This window comes from Sphingomonas sp. KC8, from assembly GCF_002151445.1.
GTDB lineage: Bacteria > Pseudomonadota > Alphaproteobacteria > Sphingomonadales > Sphingomonadaceae > Sphingomonas_E.
Window position 1 is genome coordinate 3,090,785 of sequence record NZ_CP016306.1, and the last position, 16,991, is coordinate 3,107,775.

15 protein-coding genes are annotated in these 16,991 nt (G+C 65.9%); 10 read left to right on the forward strand and 5 right to left on the reverse strand.

Annotation, left to right across the window (positions count from 1 at the left end):
- Positions 1-25 precede the first annotated feature (25 nt).
- On the reverse strand, positions 26-2,590 hold the full coding sequence (gene mutS / locus KC8_RS14575; protein WP_029624355.1) for a DNA mismatch repair protein MutS: 2,565 nt from the start codon (positions 2,588-2,590) through the stop codon (positions 26-28).
- 145 nt (positions 2,591-2,735) lie between these two features.
- On the opposite strand from mutS, the gene KC8_RS14580 reads away from it, so the two are divergent.
- Positions 2,736-5,000, forward strand: a complete 2,265-nt coding sequence (locus tag KC8_RS14580; RefSeq protein WP_029624356.1) for an NADP-dependent malic enzyme — start codon at positions 2,736-2,738, stop codon at positions 4,998-5,000.
- A gap of 229 nt (positions 5,001-5,229) precedes the next feature.
- Here the strand turns inward: KC8_RS14580 and KC8_RS14585 are convergent, their stop codons facing one another.
- Positions 5,230-5,721, reverse strand: a complete 492-nt coding sequence (locus KC8_RS14585; RefSeq protein WP_010124212.1) for an outer membrane protein assembly factor BamE — start codon at positions 5,719-5,721, stop codon at positions 5,230-5,232.
- Between the two features lie 154 nt (positions 5,722-5,875).
- Between KC8_RS14585 and KC8_RS14590 the strand changes: the two genes are divergently transcribed.
- From KC8_RS14590 to KC8_RS14610, 5 genes are all read left to right on the forward strand, one after another.
- On the forward strand, positions 5,876-6,394 hold the full coding sequence (locus KC8_RS14590) for a ubiquinol-cytochrome C chaperone family protein (RefSeq protein WP_010124213.1): 519 nt from the start codon (positions 5,876-5,878) through the stop codon (positions 6,392-6,394).
- Positions 6,391-6,927 (forward strand): YceD family protein, encoded by a 537-nt coding sequence (locus KC8_RS14595; RefSeq protein ID WP_010124214.1) that lies wholly within the window; start codon positions 6,391-6,393, stop codon positions 6,925-6,927. Before KC8_RS14590 ends, KC8_RS14595 begins: the two co-directional genes overlap by 4 nt.
- A 178-nt stretch (positions 6,928-7,105) precedes the next feature.
- Positions 7,106-7,615: a translation initiation factor IF-3 gene (infC, locus tag KC8_RS14600; protein ID WP_029624357.1), complete on the forward strand. Its 510-nt coding sequence runs from the start codon at positions 7,106-7,108 to the stop codon at positions 7,613-7,615.
- Positions 7,616-7,676: 61 nt separating this feature from the next.
- Positions 7,677-8,429, forward strand: coding sequence for a 23S rRNA (guanosine(2251)-2'-O)-methyltransferase RlmB (rlmB, locus tag KC8_RS14605; protein WP_029624358.1), 753 nt, complete (start codon positions 7,677-7,679; stop codon positions 8,427-8,429).
- Between the two features lie 4 nt (positions 8,430-8,433).
- Positions 8,434-9,162, forward strand: coding sequence for a hypothetical protein (locus KC8_RS14610; protein WP_010124217.1), 729 nt, complete (start codon positions 8,434-8,436; stop codon positions 9,160-9,162).
- Between the two features lie 105 nt (positions 9,163-9,267).
- Here the strand turns inward: KC8_RS14610 and KC8_RS14615 are convergent, their stop codons facing one another.
- Entirely contained in the window at positions 9,268-9,939 is a 672-nt protein-coding gene (locus KC8_RS14615) for an HAD family hydrolase (protein ID WP_010124218.1), read from the reverse strand.
- 181 nt (positions 9,940-10,120) lie between these two features.
- Here KC8_RS14615 and KC8_RS14620 point away from each other — a divergent pair, with 181 nt between their 5' ends.
- The 4 genes from KC8_RS14620 to KC8_RS14635 are packed head-to-tail and all read left to right on the forward strand — an operon-like array spanning position 10,121 to position 13,600.
- Positions 10,121-11,221: an ABC transporter permease gene (locus KC8_RS14620; RefSeq protein WP_010124219.1), complete on the forward strand. Its 1,101-nt coding sequence runs from the start codon at positions 10,121-10,123 to the stop codon at positions 11,219-11,221.
- Entirely contained in the window at positions 11,221-12,057 is an 837-nt protein-coding gene (locus KC8_RS14625; protein WP_010124221.1) for an ABC transporter ATP-binding protein, read from the forward strand. Before KC8_RS14620 ends, KC8_RS14625 begins: the two co-directional genes overlap by 1 nt.
- Positions 12,057-13,010 (forward strand): MlaD family protein, encoded by a 954-nt coding sequence (locus KC8_RS14630; protein ID WP_010124222.1) that lies wholly within the window; start codon positions 12,057-12,059, stop codon positions 13,008-13,010. The genes KC8_RS14625 and KC8_RS14630 overlap by 1 nt, the downstream gene beginning before the upstream one ends.
- Positions 13,011-13,015: 5 nt before the next feature.
- Entirely contained in the window at positions 13,016-13,600 is a 585-nt protein-coding gene (locus KC8_RS14635; protein WP_010124223.1) for an ABC-type transport auxiliary lipoprotein family protein, read from the forward strand.
- Positions 13,601-13,604: 4 nt separating this feature from the next.
- Here KC8_RS14635 and KC8_RS14640 read toward each other — a convergent pair whose 3' ends face one another.
- Positions 13,605-14,186 (reverse strand): response regulator, encoded by a 582-nt coding sequence (locus tag KC8_RS14640; protein ID WP_010124224.1) that lies wholly within the window; start codon positions 14,184-14,186, stop codon positions 13,605-13,607.
- Positions 14,187-14,268: 82 nt separating this feature from the next.
- Positions 14,269-16,959: a phosphoenolpyruvate carboxylase gene (gene ppc / locus KC8_RS14645; protein WP_010124225.1), complete on the reverse strand. Its 2,691-nt coding sequence runs from the start codon at positions 16,957-16,959 to the stop codon at positions 14,269-14,271.
- Positions 16,960-16,991: the final 32 nt, after the last annotated feature.

The following is a 16,991-nucleotide window of genomic DNA, read 5'->3' on the forward strand; positions in this document are numbered from 1 at the left end:
ATTGCGGATCAATCGCAAAAGAATCCTATCCTTCGGCGACAGCCTTCAGCCGATAGAGGGTTTCCAGCGCTTCACGCGGCGACAGGGCATCGGGGATGACGGCATCAATGGCTGCGCGCAGCGGATCGACCACGGGTTCGGGTGTGGCGATCGCGGCGGCGAAAAGCGGCAGATCATCCAGCCCGGCGGCGATTCCGCCGGTTGCGGCGCGCCCGCTTTCGAGCTTGGCGAGCACCGAACTGGCGCGCGCCAGCACGGCGGGCGGCAGGCCGGCAAGCTTGCCGACGGCGATGCCGTAGCTGCGATCGGCCGGGCCATCGGCGACTTCGTGGAGCAGGACGAGATCGCCCTTCCATTCGCGCGCGCGGACATGGTGGAGCGACAGCGCGTCGAGTCGTTCCGACAGGCGGGTCAGTTCATGATAATGCGTCGCGAACAAACAGCGGCAGCGGTTGATGTCATGCACCGCCTCCACCACCGCCCAGGCGATCGCCAAACCATCATAAGTGGATGTACCGCGCCCGACTTCATCGAGGATGACGAGCGAGCGTTCGGTGGCCTGCGCCAGAATGGCCGCGGTTTCGACCATTTCGACCATGAAGGTCGATCGCCCGCGCGCCAGATTGTCCGACGCGCCGACCCGGCTGAACAATCGGTCGACCAGCCCCAGCCGGGCCGATGCGGCGGGGACATAGCTGCCCGCCTGCGCCAGCACCGCGATCAGCGCATTTTGCCGCAGGAAGGTGGATTTACCGCCCATGTTCGGCCCGGTGACAAGCCAGAGCCGGCGTGTTGGTTCGAGCTTGCAATCATTGGCGACGAAGCGATCGCCGCTGTTCGCGACGGCCGCCTCGACCACCGGGTGGCGGCCGGCTTCGATCGTGAAGCAGGCGTCGTCGGCGAATGCGGGGCGGCACCAGCCGCCTTCGACCGCGCGTTCGGCGGCGGCGGCGGATACGTCGATCCGGGCAAGCGCATCGGCCGTGGCTGCGATTTCGGCTTTCCGGCCAAGGGCGGCGGCGATCAATTCTTCCAGATGCGCGGCTTCGGCGGCCAGCGCGTGGGCGCCGGCCTGGCCGACACGCAGCGCCTGTTCGTGCAGATCGGGCGCGTTGAAGCGGACGACCCCGGCCAAGGTCTGCCGATGGGTGAAGCCCGAATCCGGGCGCATCAGCGGATCGGCATGTTTCGCCTGCACTTCGACATGGAAGCCCAGCACGCCATTATGGCGGATCTTGAGGCTGGCGATGCCGGTCGCCTCGCGATAGCGCGCCTCAAGGGCGGCGATCGCCCGGCGGCCTTCGCCCCCTTGTCCGCGCAGATCATCGAGCGCGGGATCATAGCCTTCGGCGATATAGCCGCCTTGCGCGGTATCGATCGGCGGCTGGGGGACGAGCGCACGCGATAGCAGATCGATCAGCGCGCCATGCCCGCGCAACTGGGGCAGAAGCTGGTCGAGCAGCATCGGCCGATCACCAAGCGCGAGCAGCCGTTCGTGAAGCGCATGCGCTTCGTTCAGCCCGTCACGCAGCAGGCCGAGATCGCGTGGCGACCCGCGCGCCGCGACGAGCCGGCCGAGCGCGCGGCCGATATCGGGCGCGGCCTTGAGGCTGGCGCGGATGGAATCGCGCAACCCCCCATCGTCGACGAAGCGGGTGACGAGATCGAGCCGTGCGTCGATCAGCACGCGTTCGGCCAAGGGGGCACCGATATCGGCGGCCAGCATCCGTGCGCCAGCCCCGGTGACGGTGCGATCGACCGCATCGAGCAGGCTGCCCTTGCGGCCGCCGCCTTGGGCCGCCGTCAATTCCAGGCTTTCGCGGGTGGCCGCATCGATCAGCATATGATCGGCCGGATGGCGGCGCACGGGCGGCTGGAGGAAGGGGAGCTGGCCTTGCCCTGCGCGATCGAGATAGGCGATCAGCCCGGCGGCGGCGGCCAGTTCGGCGCGGTCGAACCCACCAAAGCCATCGAGCGTGGCCACACCGAACAGCGCCTTGAGCTTGGCTTCGCCCGCCGCGCTGTCGAAGCTGCGCGGATCGAGCGCGATCGCATCGGCCGGGCCGTGCGCAAATCCTTCGGCGACGATCGTTTCGGCGGCCCCCAGCCGCGCCAGTTCAGCATCGAGGCTGCCGGCGGGGACGGCGGCCAGTTCGAACCGGCCGGTGGAAATATCGGCGGCGGCAAGCCCCGTTCGCCCGCCGATTTCGGCCAGCGCAACCAGCCAGTTGGCGGCGCGCGCGTCGAGCAGGGCATCTTCGGTGAGCGTGCCGGCCGTCACCACCCGGATGATCGCGCGGGCGACCAGCGCCTTGGATCCGCCGCGCTTCTTGGCTTCGGCGGGGCTTTCCGTCTGATCGGCGATGGCGACACGGTGGCCGGCCTTGATCAATCGCGCGAGATAGCCTTCGGCCGAATGGGCCGGCACGCCGCACATCGGCACGCCATCCCCGCGCGAGGTGAGCGCGATATCGAGGCTGGCCGCCGCGATCCGGGCATCCTCAAAGAATAATTCGAAAAAATCGCCCATGCGGTAAAACAGCAGGCAATCGGCCGCCTGCGCTTTCAACGCATGATATTGGATCATCATCGGCGTCATGGCTTTATCCACTTCGCCTGCTTCGTTCGTTCCGCGCGCCATGGGAGGCTGATAGCGGCTTGTCCGCCGTCCAGCCATGCCCCAAAAGGCCCTCGCGCGATCGGCACGGTCGAATGTTTGTTAGAAGGGTATGGCGATGAGTGAAGGCAGCAACGTCCAGTTTTCGGAGCGCGAAGCGCTGCTGTTTCATTCCCACGGCCGTCCCGGAAAAATCGAAATCATCGCATCCAAGCCGATGGCGACGCAGCGCGATCTGTCGCTGGCTTATTCGCCCGGCGTGGCGGTACCGGTGCGCGCGATCGCGGCGGACCCCGCCACCGCTTATGATTATACCGCCAAGGGCAATCTGGTTGCGGTGATTTCCAACGGCACCGCGATTCTGGGCCTCGGCAATCTCGGCGCGCTGGCGTCGAAGCCGGTGATGGAAGGCAAAGCGGTGCTGTTCAAGCGCTTCGCCGACGTGGATTCGATCGACATCGAACTGAACACCGAGGATACCGACAAGTTCATTTCCGCCGTCGAACTGATGGAGCCGAGCTTCGGCGGCATCAACCTCGAAGATATCGCCGCGCCCGCCTGCTTCATCATCGAACAGACGCTGCGCGAACGCATGAACATCCCGATCATGCATGACGACCAGCATGGCACCGCGATCATCGCCGCCGCCGGCCTGATCAACGCCTGCCACCTCACCGGCCGCAGCCTGAAGGACATCAATGTCGTGGTGAACGGCGCGGGGGCGGCGGCGATCGCCTGCACCGCGTTGATCAAGTCGATGGGCGTGCCGTCCGATCGTGTGCTGATGTGCGACCGCAAGGGCGTGATCTATCATGGCCGCGAAGGCGGAATGGATCAGTGGAAATCCGCCCACGCCGCCAACACCGACCGGCGCACGCTGGCCGAAGCGATGGTCGGCGCGGACGTGTTCCTGGGGCTTTCGGCGGCTGGCGCGCTATCGGCTGACATGGTCAAGACGATGGCCGATCAGCCGATCATCTTCGCGATGGCCAATCCCGATCCCGAAATCACCCCGCCCGAGGCGCGCGCGGCCAAGCCCAACGCGATCATCGCCACCGGCCGTTCGGATTATCCGAACCAGGTGAACAACGTGCTGGGTTTCCCGTTCATCTTCCGTGGCGCGCTCGATGTGCGGGCGACGACGATCAACGAGGAAATGAAGATCGCCGCCGCGCAGGCGCTGGCCGCGCTGGCGCGCGAACAGGTGCCCGAAGAAGTGGCCGCCGCTTATGGCGGTGCGGCCCCGCGCTTCGGCAATGATTATATCATCCCGGCGCCGTTCGATCCGCGCCTGATGGAAATCGTGCCCGTCGCGGTGGCGCAGGCGGCGATGGATTCGGGTGTCGCGCGCAAGCCGATCCTCGACATGGCGGCCTATCGCCAGGAGCTGAAGGCGCGGCTGAACCCCACCACGTCCGTGCTGACGCTGGCCTATGAAGGCGCGCGCGCCCACCCCAAGCGCGTCGTGTTCACCGAAGCCGAAGAAGAAGTGGTGCTGCGCGCCGCGATCCAGTTCCGCGACGGCGGCTATGGCACGCCGGTGCTCGTCGGCCGCGATGCCGTATATGATCGGCTGCGCGCGCTGGGCGTCGACAAACCCGAGGAGTTCGAACTCCACAACAGCCGCATTTCGCCGCTGGTGCCGCGGATGGTCGATTATCTCTATCAGCGGTTGCAGCGGCGCGGCTATCTGCGGCGCGACGTGGAACTGATGGTCAACCAGGATCGCAACATCTTCGGATCGCTGCTGGTGGCGCTGGGCGAAGCCGATGTGATGATCACCGGCGTTACCCGCACCTATTCGCAGACGATGCGGCAGGTGCGCCGCGTGCTCGATCCGGCCGATGGGCGCAAGCCGTTCGGCATCCATGTGCTGGTCGGGCAGAGCCACACCGTGTTCATGGCCGACACCACCATCACCGAACGGCCGACCGCCGAGGAACTGGCCGACATCGCCGAACATACGGCGGCGGTGGCGCGCAGCATGGGGCATGAACCGCGCGTCGCGTTCCTGTCTTATTCCACCTTCGGCAATCCTTCGGGCAACTGGCTCGATCCGATCCGGGGCGCGGTTGCGATCCTCGACGAACGCGGCGTCAGCTTCGAATATGAAGGCGAAATGGCGCCGGACGTCGCGCTCAACCCCAAGCTGCAGAAGAATTATCCGTTCATGCGCCTGTCGGGGCCGGCCAATGTGCTGGTGATGCCGGGGCTGCAATCGGCCAACCTGTCGGCCAAGCTGCTGCGCGAACTGGGCGGCGATTCGGTGATCGGGCCGATGCTGGTGGGCATGGAAAAGCCGGTCCAGATCGCGACGATGGGGTCGACGGCATCCGAACTGGTGACGCTGGCGGTGCTGGCGGCCGCGGGCATCGCCCGCTGAGGCGAAACAGGGGCGTCCCGACATGGGATCGGGACGCCCTGTGCCACATGGTCTTCGCCGAAAAAGCGCGAGCTGGGCAATATGTATCCAGCTCGCCGCCCGGCACTTGATCGGGGATGGCGGCGCGTTTTGAACCTATGCCGCGCCCAACATGCTGAATGTCTGTCGGTCTATAGCAGCGACACTGCCGGCGGAACCGTCGGCGGCATAGCCTAAGGACGATCAGCCCTTATTGCGGATTATCCGCCGAGCCGCCGCCCATCGCGCCGCCGACTCCGCCGACGCGGCCGATATTGCCGAACAATTCGCTGAAGAAACCGCGTTCGCGGCCCAAGGTCGGCGTCTTGTCGCCATGGGGGCTGATCGAAGCGACCTTTTCGATGCCGCTCTTGTCGACCGCGACGACATTGCCGGCCGCGTCGAAGCGCACGGCCAGCGTGGTCTGCGCCACCGGGCGCGGGCTGGCGAACGCCAGCTGGCGGGTTTCGCGACCGATATAATACCAGCTTTCCGCGCCGCGATCGAACTGGCCGGTAAAGCTGGGGCGACCCAGCGTCTTGGCCACCGAATCCTTGTTGTCGATACCCGGCTGGACGGTGCCGAGCAGGGTGCTGTCGACGATATAGCCCTTATGGTCGCGGATGCGCGTGCAGCCGCTCGCCGTCGCCAGTACCGTCAGCGCCAGGACCGCCGTTCCGAGGCGCGTGAGGATGGGGGGCATGGGGCACATCTCCTAACCGACGCATATTGCCGAACTGCCCCTGCGCGAAGGGCCGCCGCCGATTGCGATTGCATCGGGGGCCTCGCGCCTCAATATGCGCGGAGACCGTGCCGACGCAAGCGCGGCGACAAGAAGCTGGAAAGTCCGAAGCCCCGTGTCCATTCTCCGCCGCCTGTTTCCCGAGCGCGATCAGCGCGCACCCTATCGCCCGCTTTACGATGCGATCGTCGCCGAAGCCCGTACGCCGGCCTGGTATCTTGACGGCGGTGTGCCCGATACCGTCGACGGCCGGTTCGACATGGTGGCGCTGGTCCTGGCGCTGGTGCTGATCCGGCTGGAGGCCGAAGGCGATAGCGGGCGGCTGCCATCGACGCTGCTGACCGAATTGTTCGTCGACGATATGGACGGCCAGCTGCGCCAGATCGGCGTGGGCGACGTTGTCGTCGGCAAGCATGTCGGCCGGATGATGAGCGCGCTGGGCGGGCGGATCACCGCCTATCGCGCGGCCCTTCTTGGCGATGCGCCGCTGGGCGATGCGCTGGCGCGCAACCTGTGGCGGGGCGATGCGCCGGCCACCGTCGATTTTGCCGAAGATCGGGTGCGGCGGTTGCACGCGGCGCTGGGCGCGGCGGCGGCGGATGCGATCTATGCCGGCCGGATGCCCAAGCCATGAGCGCGCCCGCCAGTGAATTTCCGCGCCCGTTGCGGCTCGACACGCTGGGCGAAGCCGAACGTGACGTGCCGATCGAGGCGAACGAGGCCGAACGTGCCGCGCTCGCCATCCGATTCGGGCTGATCGCGCTCGATCGCCTGACCGCCGCGGTGCGCTTGTCGCGCGAGGGGCAGGCGGTGCTGGCGACGGGCCGGATCGCGGCCGCCGTGACCCAGCCCTGTGTTGCGACCGGCGAACCGGTGCCGGCGGTGATCGACGAATCATTCCGCCTGCGTTTCATTCCCGAACAGGCGGCGGCCGATGCCGAGGAAATCGAACTGTCCGAAGACGATTGCGACACCGTGCCCTATACCGGCGGGGTGATCGATATCGGCGAAGCGGTGGCCGAAACGCTGGCGCTGGCGCTCGATCCGTTCCCGCGCAGCCCGAATGCCACGGCGATTCTGAAAGCGGCCGGGGTGGTGCAGGAGGATGAGGTGGAAACCGGCCCGTTTGCAGCGCTCAAGGCGTTGCGCGACAAGCTCGGCCAGTGATCCGGCGCGCTGCGAGACGCGTCCTCACGGCCACAGATCGGCACGAATCTGCATCATCTGCGCGCGGACACCTTTCAAAATGGGTCCGCGCACATTACATCGCACCCTTGCTTGAAGTTTCAACAGGAGAAACCACATACGTCCGCCCATGATGCGCCGCCCGCTGGGGCAGCCGCCGATGCCTCTCAATGGCCCACGCTACAATGAGTTCATCCAGTCGCCCAAGGTGCGGGTGATTGATGAAAATGGCGAGAATCTGGGCGTGATGTACACGCGCGAGGCGATGGAGCAGGCCGCCGAGTCGGGTCTCGATCTGGTTGAGGTGTCGCCGAACGCCGATCCGCCCGTCGCCAAGTTCCTGGATGTCGGCAAGTTCAAATATGAGGCCCAGAAAAAGGCCAATCTTGCCCGCAAGACCCAGAAGACGCAGGAGATCAAAGAGATCAAGATGCGTCCGAACATCGACGACCATGACTATGACACCAAGATGAAGAAGATTTTCGAATTCATCGGCGAAGGTGACAAGGTCAAGGTGACGCTGCGTTTCCGTGGTCGCGAACTGGCCCATGGCCAGCTTGGCATGCAGGTATTGCAGCGGGTTCAGGCCGATGTGGCGGAAATCGCCAAGGTCGAACAATTCCCGCGCATGGAAGGCCGTCAGATGCTGATGGTGATCGCGCCGAAATAAGCTGTTGGCGCGGTGCAGCGAAACGCTTGCGCCGCGCCTGCCATCCGGCCAAGACACGCGCATGCGTAGAGGCCATCGACCATCCGCGCCGGCTTCGGGCCGGCCCCGTTTCTGGGGGCGCCATGCGGTTACCGCAGCGCTCGCCAATCCCGCCCGTAATGTGCGCCGAATGTGGGGCACGCGCGAAGCGCTGGCCGCACTGAACGTGCCGGCGATCATCCCCGTCACCTTTGCGGACTCCGCCGATCTCGGCCGGCTCGTGCCGTCCGACGCGCCGCACCAGGGGCTGGTGATCGAAGTCGATCCGCTGCCCGACATGTGGCTGGGCGATCTGCTAGATGAAGGCCGCGACGATCGCCGCCCGCTGATCGTGCTCGATCAGGTGACCGACCCGCATAATGTGGGCGCGGTGCTGCGGTCGGCCGCCGCGTTCGATGCGCTCGGCATCATCACCCAGGATCGCCATTCGCCGCCCGAATCCGGGGCGCTCGCGCGGTCCGCGTCGGGTGCGCTGGAACAGGTGCCGTGGGTACGCGTCGTCAATCTGGCCCGCGCGCTGGACGAAATCGCCGAGGCGGGTTTCTGGCGGATCGGGCTGACCGGCCATGCCACCCAGACGCTGAGCGAGACGATCGGCACGGCCCGAATCGCACTCGTGCTGGGCGCCGAAGGTGAAGGCATGCGCGCCAATACGGAGACGCATTGCGATCAGCTGGCCAAGCTGCCGATCAGCCCGAAGGTGGAAAGCCTGAATATTTCCAACGCCGCCGCGATCGGATTGTATGCGGTGGCGACGCGCAATCTGGGGGAGTGAGACCGTGAAACTGACCCGCATCGTCGCCGCGCTGGCCGCACCGCTCCTGCTTGGCGCCTGCCTGCTGCAACCGGCCAGGTTCACATCGGCGCTGACGGTGAAGGCCGATCGCAGCTTCACCTTTGCCTATAAGGGCGAAGTGGTCGCGATCGATCCCAGCGAAGCCATGGCGTCGAGCCTGGGGGCCAGTTCGTCCACCAGCGACGACAGCGATCTGACGGCCGAGCAGAAAGCGGAAAAAGCCGCCGAGCGGGCCGCCGAACGCGCCGAGAAGGCCAAGGAAGCCGCCGAGAAGGAAGGCAAGAACCGCGCCGTGGCCGAAGCCCTGGCCAAGGAGGCCGGCTATCGTTCGGTCAGCTATCTGGGCAAGGGCAAATATCTGATCGACTATGAAATTTCGGGCAGGCTCGATCATGGCTTCGTCTATCCGTTCAACACGGATGCCGAAATCGTCTTCCCGTTCATCGCGCTCGAAGTGCGCAAGGACGGATCGGTGCGGATGACGGCCCCGGCGTTCGCCGGATCGACCAGCCAGGCCGGCGCCGCATCAGGGATGCCCAGCCGCAATGAAGCGATCGATGGCACCTTCACGCTGACCACCAATGCCGAAATCGCGATGCACAACAATGAAGCCGGGCCGCAGGCCGGGCCGGGCGGCACCAGGACGCTGAGCTGGCGGATCACCCCGCTGACCAAGGATGCGCCCACCGCATCGCTGCGGCTGGCAAAATAAGCGATGGTAGGCGGCGGCGGTATGATCCGCCGCCTCCCCATCCGGCGGGCAAACTAGCGCGGCCCTGTTAAGGAACCTTCACCGATGCTGTGCCGGTGGGGGCGTTCATCCCCAGTCCACGATCGGCCAGCCGCGCTGCGTCGCCAGCTTGCGCAGCCGTTCGTGCGCATTGACGGCGAAGGGTTCGTCCGCCCATTCCATCACCGGCGCGTCCGAGGCGTGATCCGAATAAAAGCGGATGCGGTGCTGGCTGCGATCCAGCCCTTTGGCGGCCATCCAGGCCAGGATCATGCGCAGCTTGGCCGGGCCGTAATTATTTTCGCCATCGATCTTGTGGCGGATGCGGCCGTCGAGGCCGATCAGGCTGTTGGTGGCGATCACATCATCGAAGCCGAGCCGTTCCGCGATCGCTTCGGAATAGAGCCGGTAGGATGCGGTGGCGAGGATCAGCCGGCGGCCGGCGGCGCGATCGGCGGCGATCTGGGTGAGCGCGCCGGGCAGGATATTGTGTGCCATCGTCTTGTCGGCGAAGCTGTTCGTTACCAGCGCCAGTTCGGCCGGCGCGATGTGGCGGCCCAGCAGCAAGGCATGGTTGATTTCCTTCAGCCGCGCGCGATCGATCAGTTTCAGCACATAAGCCAGCATCGACAGGATCACGAACGGCACCAGCAGCAACCGCCACGGCGCCCGCCTGCGTGCGGCATGCAGCAGGAATGGCGTATAGGTGGCCACCCGCGTGATCGTGCGGTCCATGTCGTAAATCGCAAGCTCGGTCATGGCCGGGGGCTTAGAGCAAGGGACGCGCCAGCGCAGCCCCTGTTTCAACACCGGTCGTTCGCGAAAGGCGCAAGCGGCCGATCGGCGGGAACCTTCACGCCTGCCCAAGCGTCTGACCCGTAATGATCCGCATGTCCTACCGGCTTGCCGTTCCGGCGGTCCTCGCCCATGGTCGCCCGACATGAACGGGCCGACAGATTTCACCATCGACGATCAGGGTGTGCTGCGCCTTTCGGGCACGCTTACCCTGCCACGCCTGCGCGATCTGCCCGATCGGCTCGATGCGCTGGAAACCCCGCCTGCGCGAATCGACCTGACCGAAGTCGACCGGATCGACACCGTCGGCGCGTGGATCATCCATCGGCTGGCGCGTGACAGCGGGGCGCCGGTGGAAGGGGCCAGCCCGGATGCGGCGCTATTGATCGAACAGGTCGCCAATGCCGATCAACCGGTGCGGGTGCGGCCCGATCATGTATCGCCGGTCGGCCGTGTACTGGCGCAGATCGGCGCGGCGACGGTGACGGCGGGGCAGACGTTGCTGGGGCTGATCGGCTTTTTCGGCGCGATCATGGTTTCGACCTGGGCGGTGATCCGCCATCCCCGCCGGTTCCGCGGCAATGCCGTTGCCCGCCAGTTCGAAGTGGTCGGTGTCGACGCGCTGGCCATCGTCGGGCTGATGAGTTTCCTGATCGGCATCGTCATCGCCCAGCAGGGCGCGGTGCAGTTGCGCCAGTTCGGCGCCGAAGTGTTCACGATCAACCTGATCGGACGGATCACCCTGCGCGAACTGGGCGTGCTGATGACGGCGATCATGGTGGCCGGGCGATCAGGATCGGCGTTCGCCGCGCAGCTGGGATCGATGAAGCTGGCCGAGGAAGTGGATGCGATGCGCACGATCGGCGTGTCGCCGATGGAGGCGCTGGTGCTGCCCCGCGTCCTCGCCACCGTCGTGCTGATGCCGCTTCTGGGCTTTTACGCGTCGCTGGTGGCGATCGTCGGCGGCGGGATATTGTGCTGGATCTCGCTCGATATACCGCCGGCCACCTACATCCAGCGGATCCGCGAAGTGGTGCCGATGACCGATCTGTGGGTCGGCCTGATCAAGGCCCCGGTGTTCGGTGCGATCATCGCGATGGCGGGCTGTTTTCAGGGCATGCAGGTGAAGGGCAATGCCGAGGAAGTGGGCCTGCGCACCACGGCCGCGGTGGTGCAGGCGATCTTCCTGGTGATCGTGCTCGACGCTTTCTTCGCGGTGTTCTTTTCGTCGATCGGCTGGGTGTGATGGACGGCGATAACCGCGATATCGCCATCCATGTGCAGGGGCTGAAAAACGCCTTTGGCGATCAGGTGGTCCATGAAGGGCTGGATCTGGAAGTCCGGCGCGGCGAGATTATCGGCGTGGTCGGCGGATCGGGCACGGGCAAATCGGTGCTGATGCGTTCGATCATCGGCTTGCAGACGCCGGTCGAGGGGGAAGTGACCGTTTTCGGCATCCCGATGGTCGGCAAGGAAGAAACCGAAGCCAAGACGGTGCGCCGTCGCTGGGGCGTATTGTTCCAGAATGGCGCGCTGTTTTCGACGTTAACGGTGGCCGAGAATGTCGAAGTGCCGCTGCGCGAATATTATCCGCGCCTGTCCGAACAATTGCTCGATGAAATCGCGGCCTACAAGATCGTGATGTCGGGGCTGCCGGCGGACGCCGGGCCGAAATTTCCGTCCGAACTGTCCGGCGGGATGCGCAAGCGCGCCGGGCTGGCGCGGGCGCTGGCGCTCGATCCCGAATTGCTGTTCCTGGATGAACCGACCGCCGGGCTGGATCCGATCGGGGCGGCGGCGTTCGACGAACTGTTGCGCGGCTTGCAGGAGACGCTGGGCCTTACGGTCTTTCTCATCACCCACGATCTCGACACGCTGTATGCGATTTGCGACCGCGTTGCCGTGCTGGCCGATCGGCGGGTGATCGCGGTCGGAACGATCCCGGAACTTTTGGCGTTGGACCATCCGTGGATTCAGGAATATTTCAATGGCCCGCGTGGCCGGGTGGCCGCCGACGCGGCGGCGCGGATCGAGACGAAAGCGGCATCGGGGCCGGCACCAGCGGGAGCGATTGACGGATAATGGAAACCCGCTCGAACCATATTCTTGTCGGCAGCGTCGTTCTGGCGCTGCTTGCGGCGGTTTTGATCTTCACCGTCTGGCTTGCCCGGCTTTCGGGGGGTGACGAACAGCAGTTCGATATCTTCTTCAAGCAATCGGTGGACGGGCTGGCCAAGGGATCGGCCGTCACCTTTTCCGGCGTGCCGGTGGGGCAGGTGAAGGGGATCATGCTGATGCCCGCCCAGCCCGAATTTGTCCGCGTGCGGATATCGGTGAAGGATGACGTGCCGGTTCTGCAAGGCACCACCGCCACCATCGGCGGAGTGGGGTTCACCGGCGTCAGCCAGATCAACCTCGATGGCGCGATCAAGGGCCAGCCGCCGATCACCTGTCCCAGCGGGGATAGCGGCGCGCAATGCCCTTATGGCGTGCCGGTGATCCCGACCAAGCCGGGGGCGCTGGGCGAACTGCTCAACAGCGCGCCGCAACTGATGGAACGCCTGTCGACCCTGACCGAACGGATGGGCGAACTGCTCAACGACAAGAACCAGAAATCGCTGGCGGCGATCCTCGCCAATCTCGAACGGCTGAGCGGATCGCTGGCCAATCGCGGGCCGGAACTGGAAGGCGTGCTGGCCGATACGCGGGTGGCGATCCGGCAGGCCGGTGTTGCAGCCCAGCAGATCGGCCAGCTGGCGGACACCACCAACAGCAATCTCCAGCCGATCGCCGCCGATCTGCGCCGCACGGTCCAGTCGGCGGATCGCAGCATGGCGGCGCTGGAAGGCGCGATCAGCGATGCCCGGCCCGGCCTCAAGGCCTTTTCCACCCAGACAATCCCGGAAGTCAGCCAGCTCGTTCGCGATCTGACCGATATGTCGGAAGCGCTGACCGGCGTCGCTACCAAGCTCGATCGCGGTGGCGCCGGCGCGGTGCTGGGTGGCAACAAGCTTCCGGAATATAAACCGAAATGAGCCTCATGAAACCGCACCCCCTGCTTATCGCGGCGGCGTTGCTGCCGCTTTCCGCCTGCGTCAGCTTTGGTGAAAAGCCACCGGCGACGCTGATGACATTGACCGCGGCGACCAGCCTGCCGGCCGGGCCGGTGGCACAGGCGAAGGATGGACAGGCGGTGACGGTGCTGCCGCCCACCGTGCCGCAGGCGCTGAACGTGCTGCGCGTGCCGGTGCAGACCGGGCCGACATCGATCGCCTATCTGAAAGATGCGCAGTGGGTGGAGGCGCCGAACCGGCTGTTCCGCAACCTGCTGGCCGAAACGATCGGCGCGAAAACCGGGCGCCCGGTGCTCGACCTGCGGCAATATTCGCTGGCGCCGGGTATCCGGCTGACCGGGCGGCTCCAGCAATTCGGCCTCGACGCGCCGAGCCGGCAGGTGGTGGTGGTCTATGACGCCAGTCTGGCGCGCGGCAATGGCGACGTGCAGACCCGCAGGTTCGAAGCGCGTGTGGCCGTATCGGCGGAAAATGCGCCGACAGTGGCAGCCGCGCTCAACAGCGCCGCCAATCAGGTTGCAGGCGAAGTGGCGGAGTGGATCGGCGCCTGAGCCTTTAGAGGGCGACCTGCCGCATCTGATGCTCCATCGCGCTGAGCGATGCGGCAAGGCGCGCGCGATCGGCCAGTGCTTCGTCCAGCAGCGACCGTATTTCGCCCAGTTCCATCGCGCGATCGGTGATCCGGGCATCGAGCGTCGCGTTGGTGCGGCGCAATTCGCTGACGGTGCGGGCGCGTATCAGCAGGCGATCGATCCGGGCGGCCAGCACATCGAAATCGAACGGCTTGGCGACATGATCGTCCGCCCCTTCGGCCAGGGCCGCCACCGCCCCGCCGGAATCGCTGCGCGCCGTCATCATCAGCACCGGAATGTCGGCGGTGCGCGGCGTCGCGCGAATTTCGCGCAGGGTGGCCAGGCCCGAAACACCGCGCAGCTTCATATCGAGCAGGACCAGATCGAACGCCCGGCTTTGCAGCAGATCGAGCGCTGCCGGGCCGTCCGAACATAACATGGTGCAAAAGCCGAGCCGGCTGAGGCGGCGTCCGATCACCATCAGGTTGGTGGGATTGTCGTCGACCACCAGAATATCGCGTCCGGTGGCCCGTTCGGCCCCCGCCGGTGCTGTTGTTTCGCCCATTGCGTCCCCGGCTTGTTACCTGGATTTTGACGGCAGTCTAAGCGCGGGGGAGTCACGAAGTGGTTAACGAAATTCCACAATCCTACCCGCTGTTGCGCAATGCGGTGGCGATGGCGTTGATCGAAAGCTGGATGCCTTCGCGGATGCGCGGATCATCTTCGCCGGCGCGATGACGCTTGAGCAGTTCGATCTGCAGATGGTTGAGCGGCTCGATATAGGGCAGCCGCAGCCGGATCGAATGGTCGAGCGCGGGATTCCTTTCGAGCAGGCGGCTCTGCTGCGTGATCGCCAGCAGGCCATCGCGCGTCCTGTGCCAGCCATCGCGGATACGGCCGAAAATCGCCTGCCCGACGGCCCTGTCTTCGACCAGCGCGACATAATGGCCGGCCAGTCCCATGTCGGATTTGGCGAGCACCATTTCCAGATTTGCCAGCGTCGCCTGCAGGAACGGCCAGCCATCGACCATTTCACGCAGCAAGCCCGGATCGTCGAAGCGGTCGATCGCCTGCCCGACGCCATACCAGCCGGGCAGCATCACCCGTGCCTGCGCCCAGGAAAAGACCCACGGGATGGCGCGCAGATCTTCGATCCGGTCGCCTTGCGTGCGGCTGGCGGGGCGCGATCCGATCTTGAGGTCCGCGATTTCGGCGATCGGCGTCAACTGGCGGAAGAAGCTGCGAAAACCATCGGTATCATAAACGAGATCGCGATAGGCGCGGAACGCGGTGCCGGACAGCCGCGTCATCGCACTGGCAAAGCGCGCATAATCCCTTTCGGCCAGTTGCGGCGGTTCAAGGCTGGCGAGCAGGGTGGCCGATGCCATCGCTTCGAGATTGGCGACGGCGCTTTCGCGCGTGCCATATTTGGCGGCGATCACCTCGCCCTGTTCGGTGATGCGGATGCGGCCGGCGACGGTGCCGGGTGGCTGCGCGCGGATCGCCGCGAAGGACGAACCGCCACCGCGCCCGACGGCGCCGCCCCGGCCGTGGAACAACTGCATCGCCGCGCCGGCCTTTGCGAATACCGGGGCCAGCGCGCGGCTGGCCTGATGGAGGCTCCATGCCGAAGTCAGGTAGCCGCCATCCTTGTTCGAATCCGAATAGCCGACCATCACCTCCTGATGGCCGCGCGTGCCGGTGATCGCGGCCGCCTCGGGCAGCCCGAACCATGCGGTCATGACCTCGGCTGCGGCTTCGAGATCGCCGATCGTTTCGAACAGCGGCACCACCATGATCGCGGCGCTGGGCGGGGCGCCGTCATCCACGCTGCCGGGGCGGTACAGCCCGGCTTCCTTCAGCAGGATGTGGACTTCCAAGAGGTCCGACACGCTTTCCGCCTTGGAAATGATATAGGTGGTGATCGCGGCCGGGCCGTAGCGGGCGTGGGCTTCGGCGGCGGCGTGGGCAATCGCCAGTTCGGATGCGGTTTCGGCCGAATAGGCAGCGTAGGGGCTGGCCAGTGGCCGCGCGTTCGCCAGTTCGCGGCGGAGCAGGGCGACGCGGGCATTTTCGTCCAGCGCACGATAATCGGCCGCCACCCCGGCAACCCGGAGCAGTTCGGCAACCACCCGTTCATGGACGTCGGCATTCTGGCGCAGATCGAGCGTGGCGAGGTGAAAGCCGAAGGTTTCGACCGCGCGGATCAGCCGACCAAGCCCGCCGCCGCCTGAAAGCGCGCCCTTGCCACTTGTCGCCAGTGCATGGGCGATCGCGGCGAGATCGGCGCGCAAGGCCGCCGGATCGGCATAGGGTTCGGCCGCGAACGAGGCGGGACGCGGCGGCGCCCGCCCGACCAGCACGCGATAGGTGGCGGCCAGCCGCGCATAGATGCCGGTGATCGCGCGGCGATAGGGTTCGTCGCTGCGGCTGGCGGCGTTATCGCCGCCGCGTTCGGCCAGCGCCAGCACATCGGCCGTGACGTCGGCCAGTTCGGTCGAAATCGACAGTTCGGCGCCCAGCCCGTGAAGCAGGTCGAGATAATGCGCGAGCACCGCTTCGCCGGATCGGCCGAGCGCCAGCCGCAATGAATCCGCTGTTACGTTGGGATTGCCGTCGCGATCGCCGCCGATCCAGCTGCCGGGACGCAGAAAGCTGGCCGGGCGCTGGCCGAGCGCGCGTTCCCAGCGGGCGTGGAGCGCGGGGATCACCGGCAGGAAGATATCGCGCAGATAAGCGAGCGCGGTTTCCACCTCGTCCGCCACATAGAGCCGTTCGCGGCGCAGCGGCCGGGTTTGCCAGAGCAAGGCGATCTGGCGATAGATGGCTTCGTCCACCAATTCGCCATTGTCGGTTTCGGTGCGGCCCATATCGCGAAGCGCCATCAGTTCGGCGATACGGTTGCGATGATCGATGATCGATTTGCGGCGCACTTCGGTGGGGTGCGCGGTCAGCACCGGGGCGACCAGCGCTTCGGCCAGCAGGGCCTGGGCGCGATCCTTGCCGATCCCTTCCGCTTCCAGCCGGGCCAGCGCCTGCGCGACATCGGCGCCCGGCTCGACGGCGATGCCCTGACGATCTTCGGCAAGGTTGGCGAGCATCGAAAACAGCATGAACCCGCGCACGAAGGCCAGGGTGTCATCAAGGCTGAGCGCATCGAGGCCCGGGTCCACCGCATCGGCCGCCCCAATGCCGCGATGGCGATCCACCGATGCGGACCGGATATATTCGATCCGGCGGAACAGGGCTTCGCCGCCATAAGCGCGGATGACATCGCCGAGCAGGCGGCCGAGAAAGCGAATGTCCGGGTTCTGCGTGATCGGGGCGGAAGCAGTCATGGCCGAATGCTGCGCCGCAACAACGCGATCGT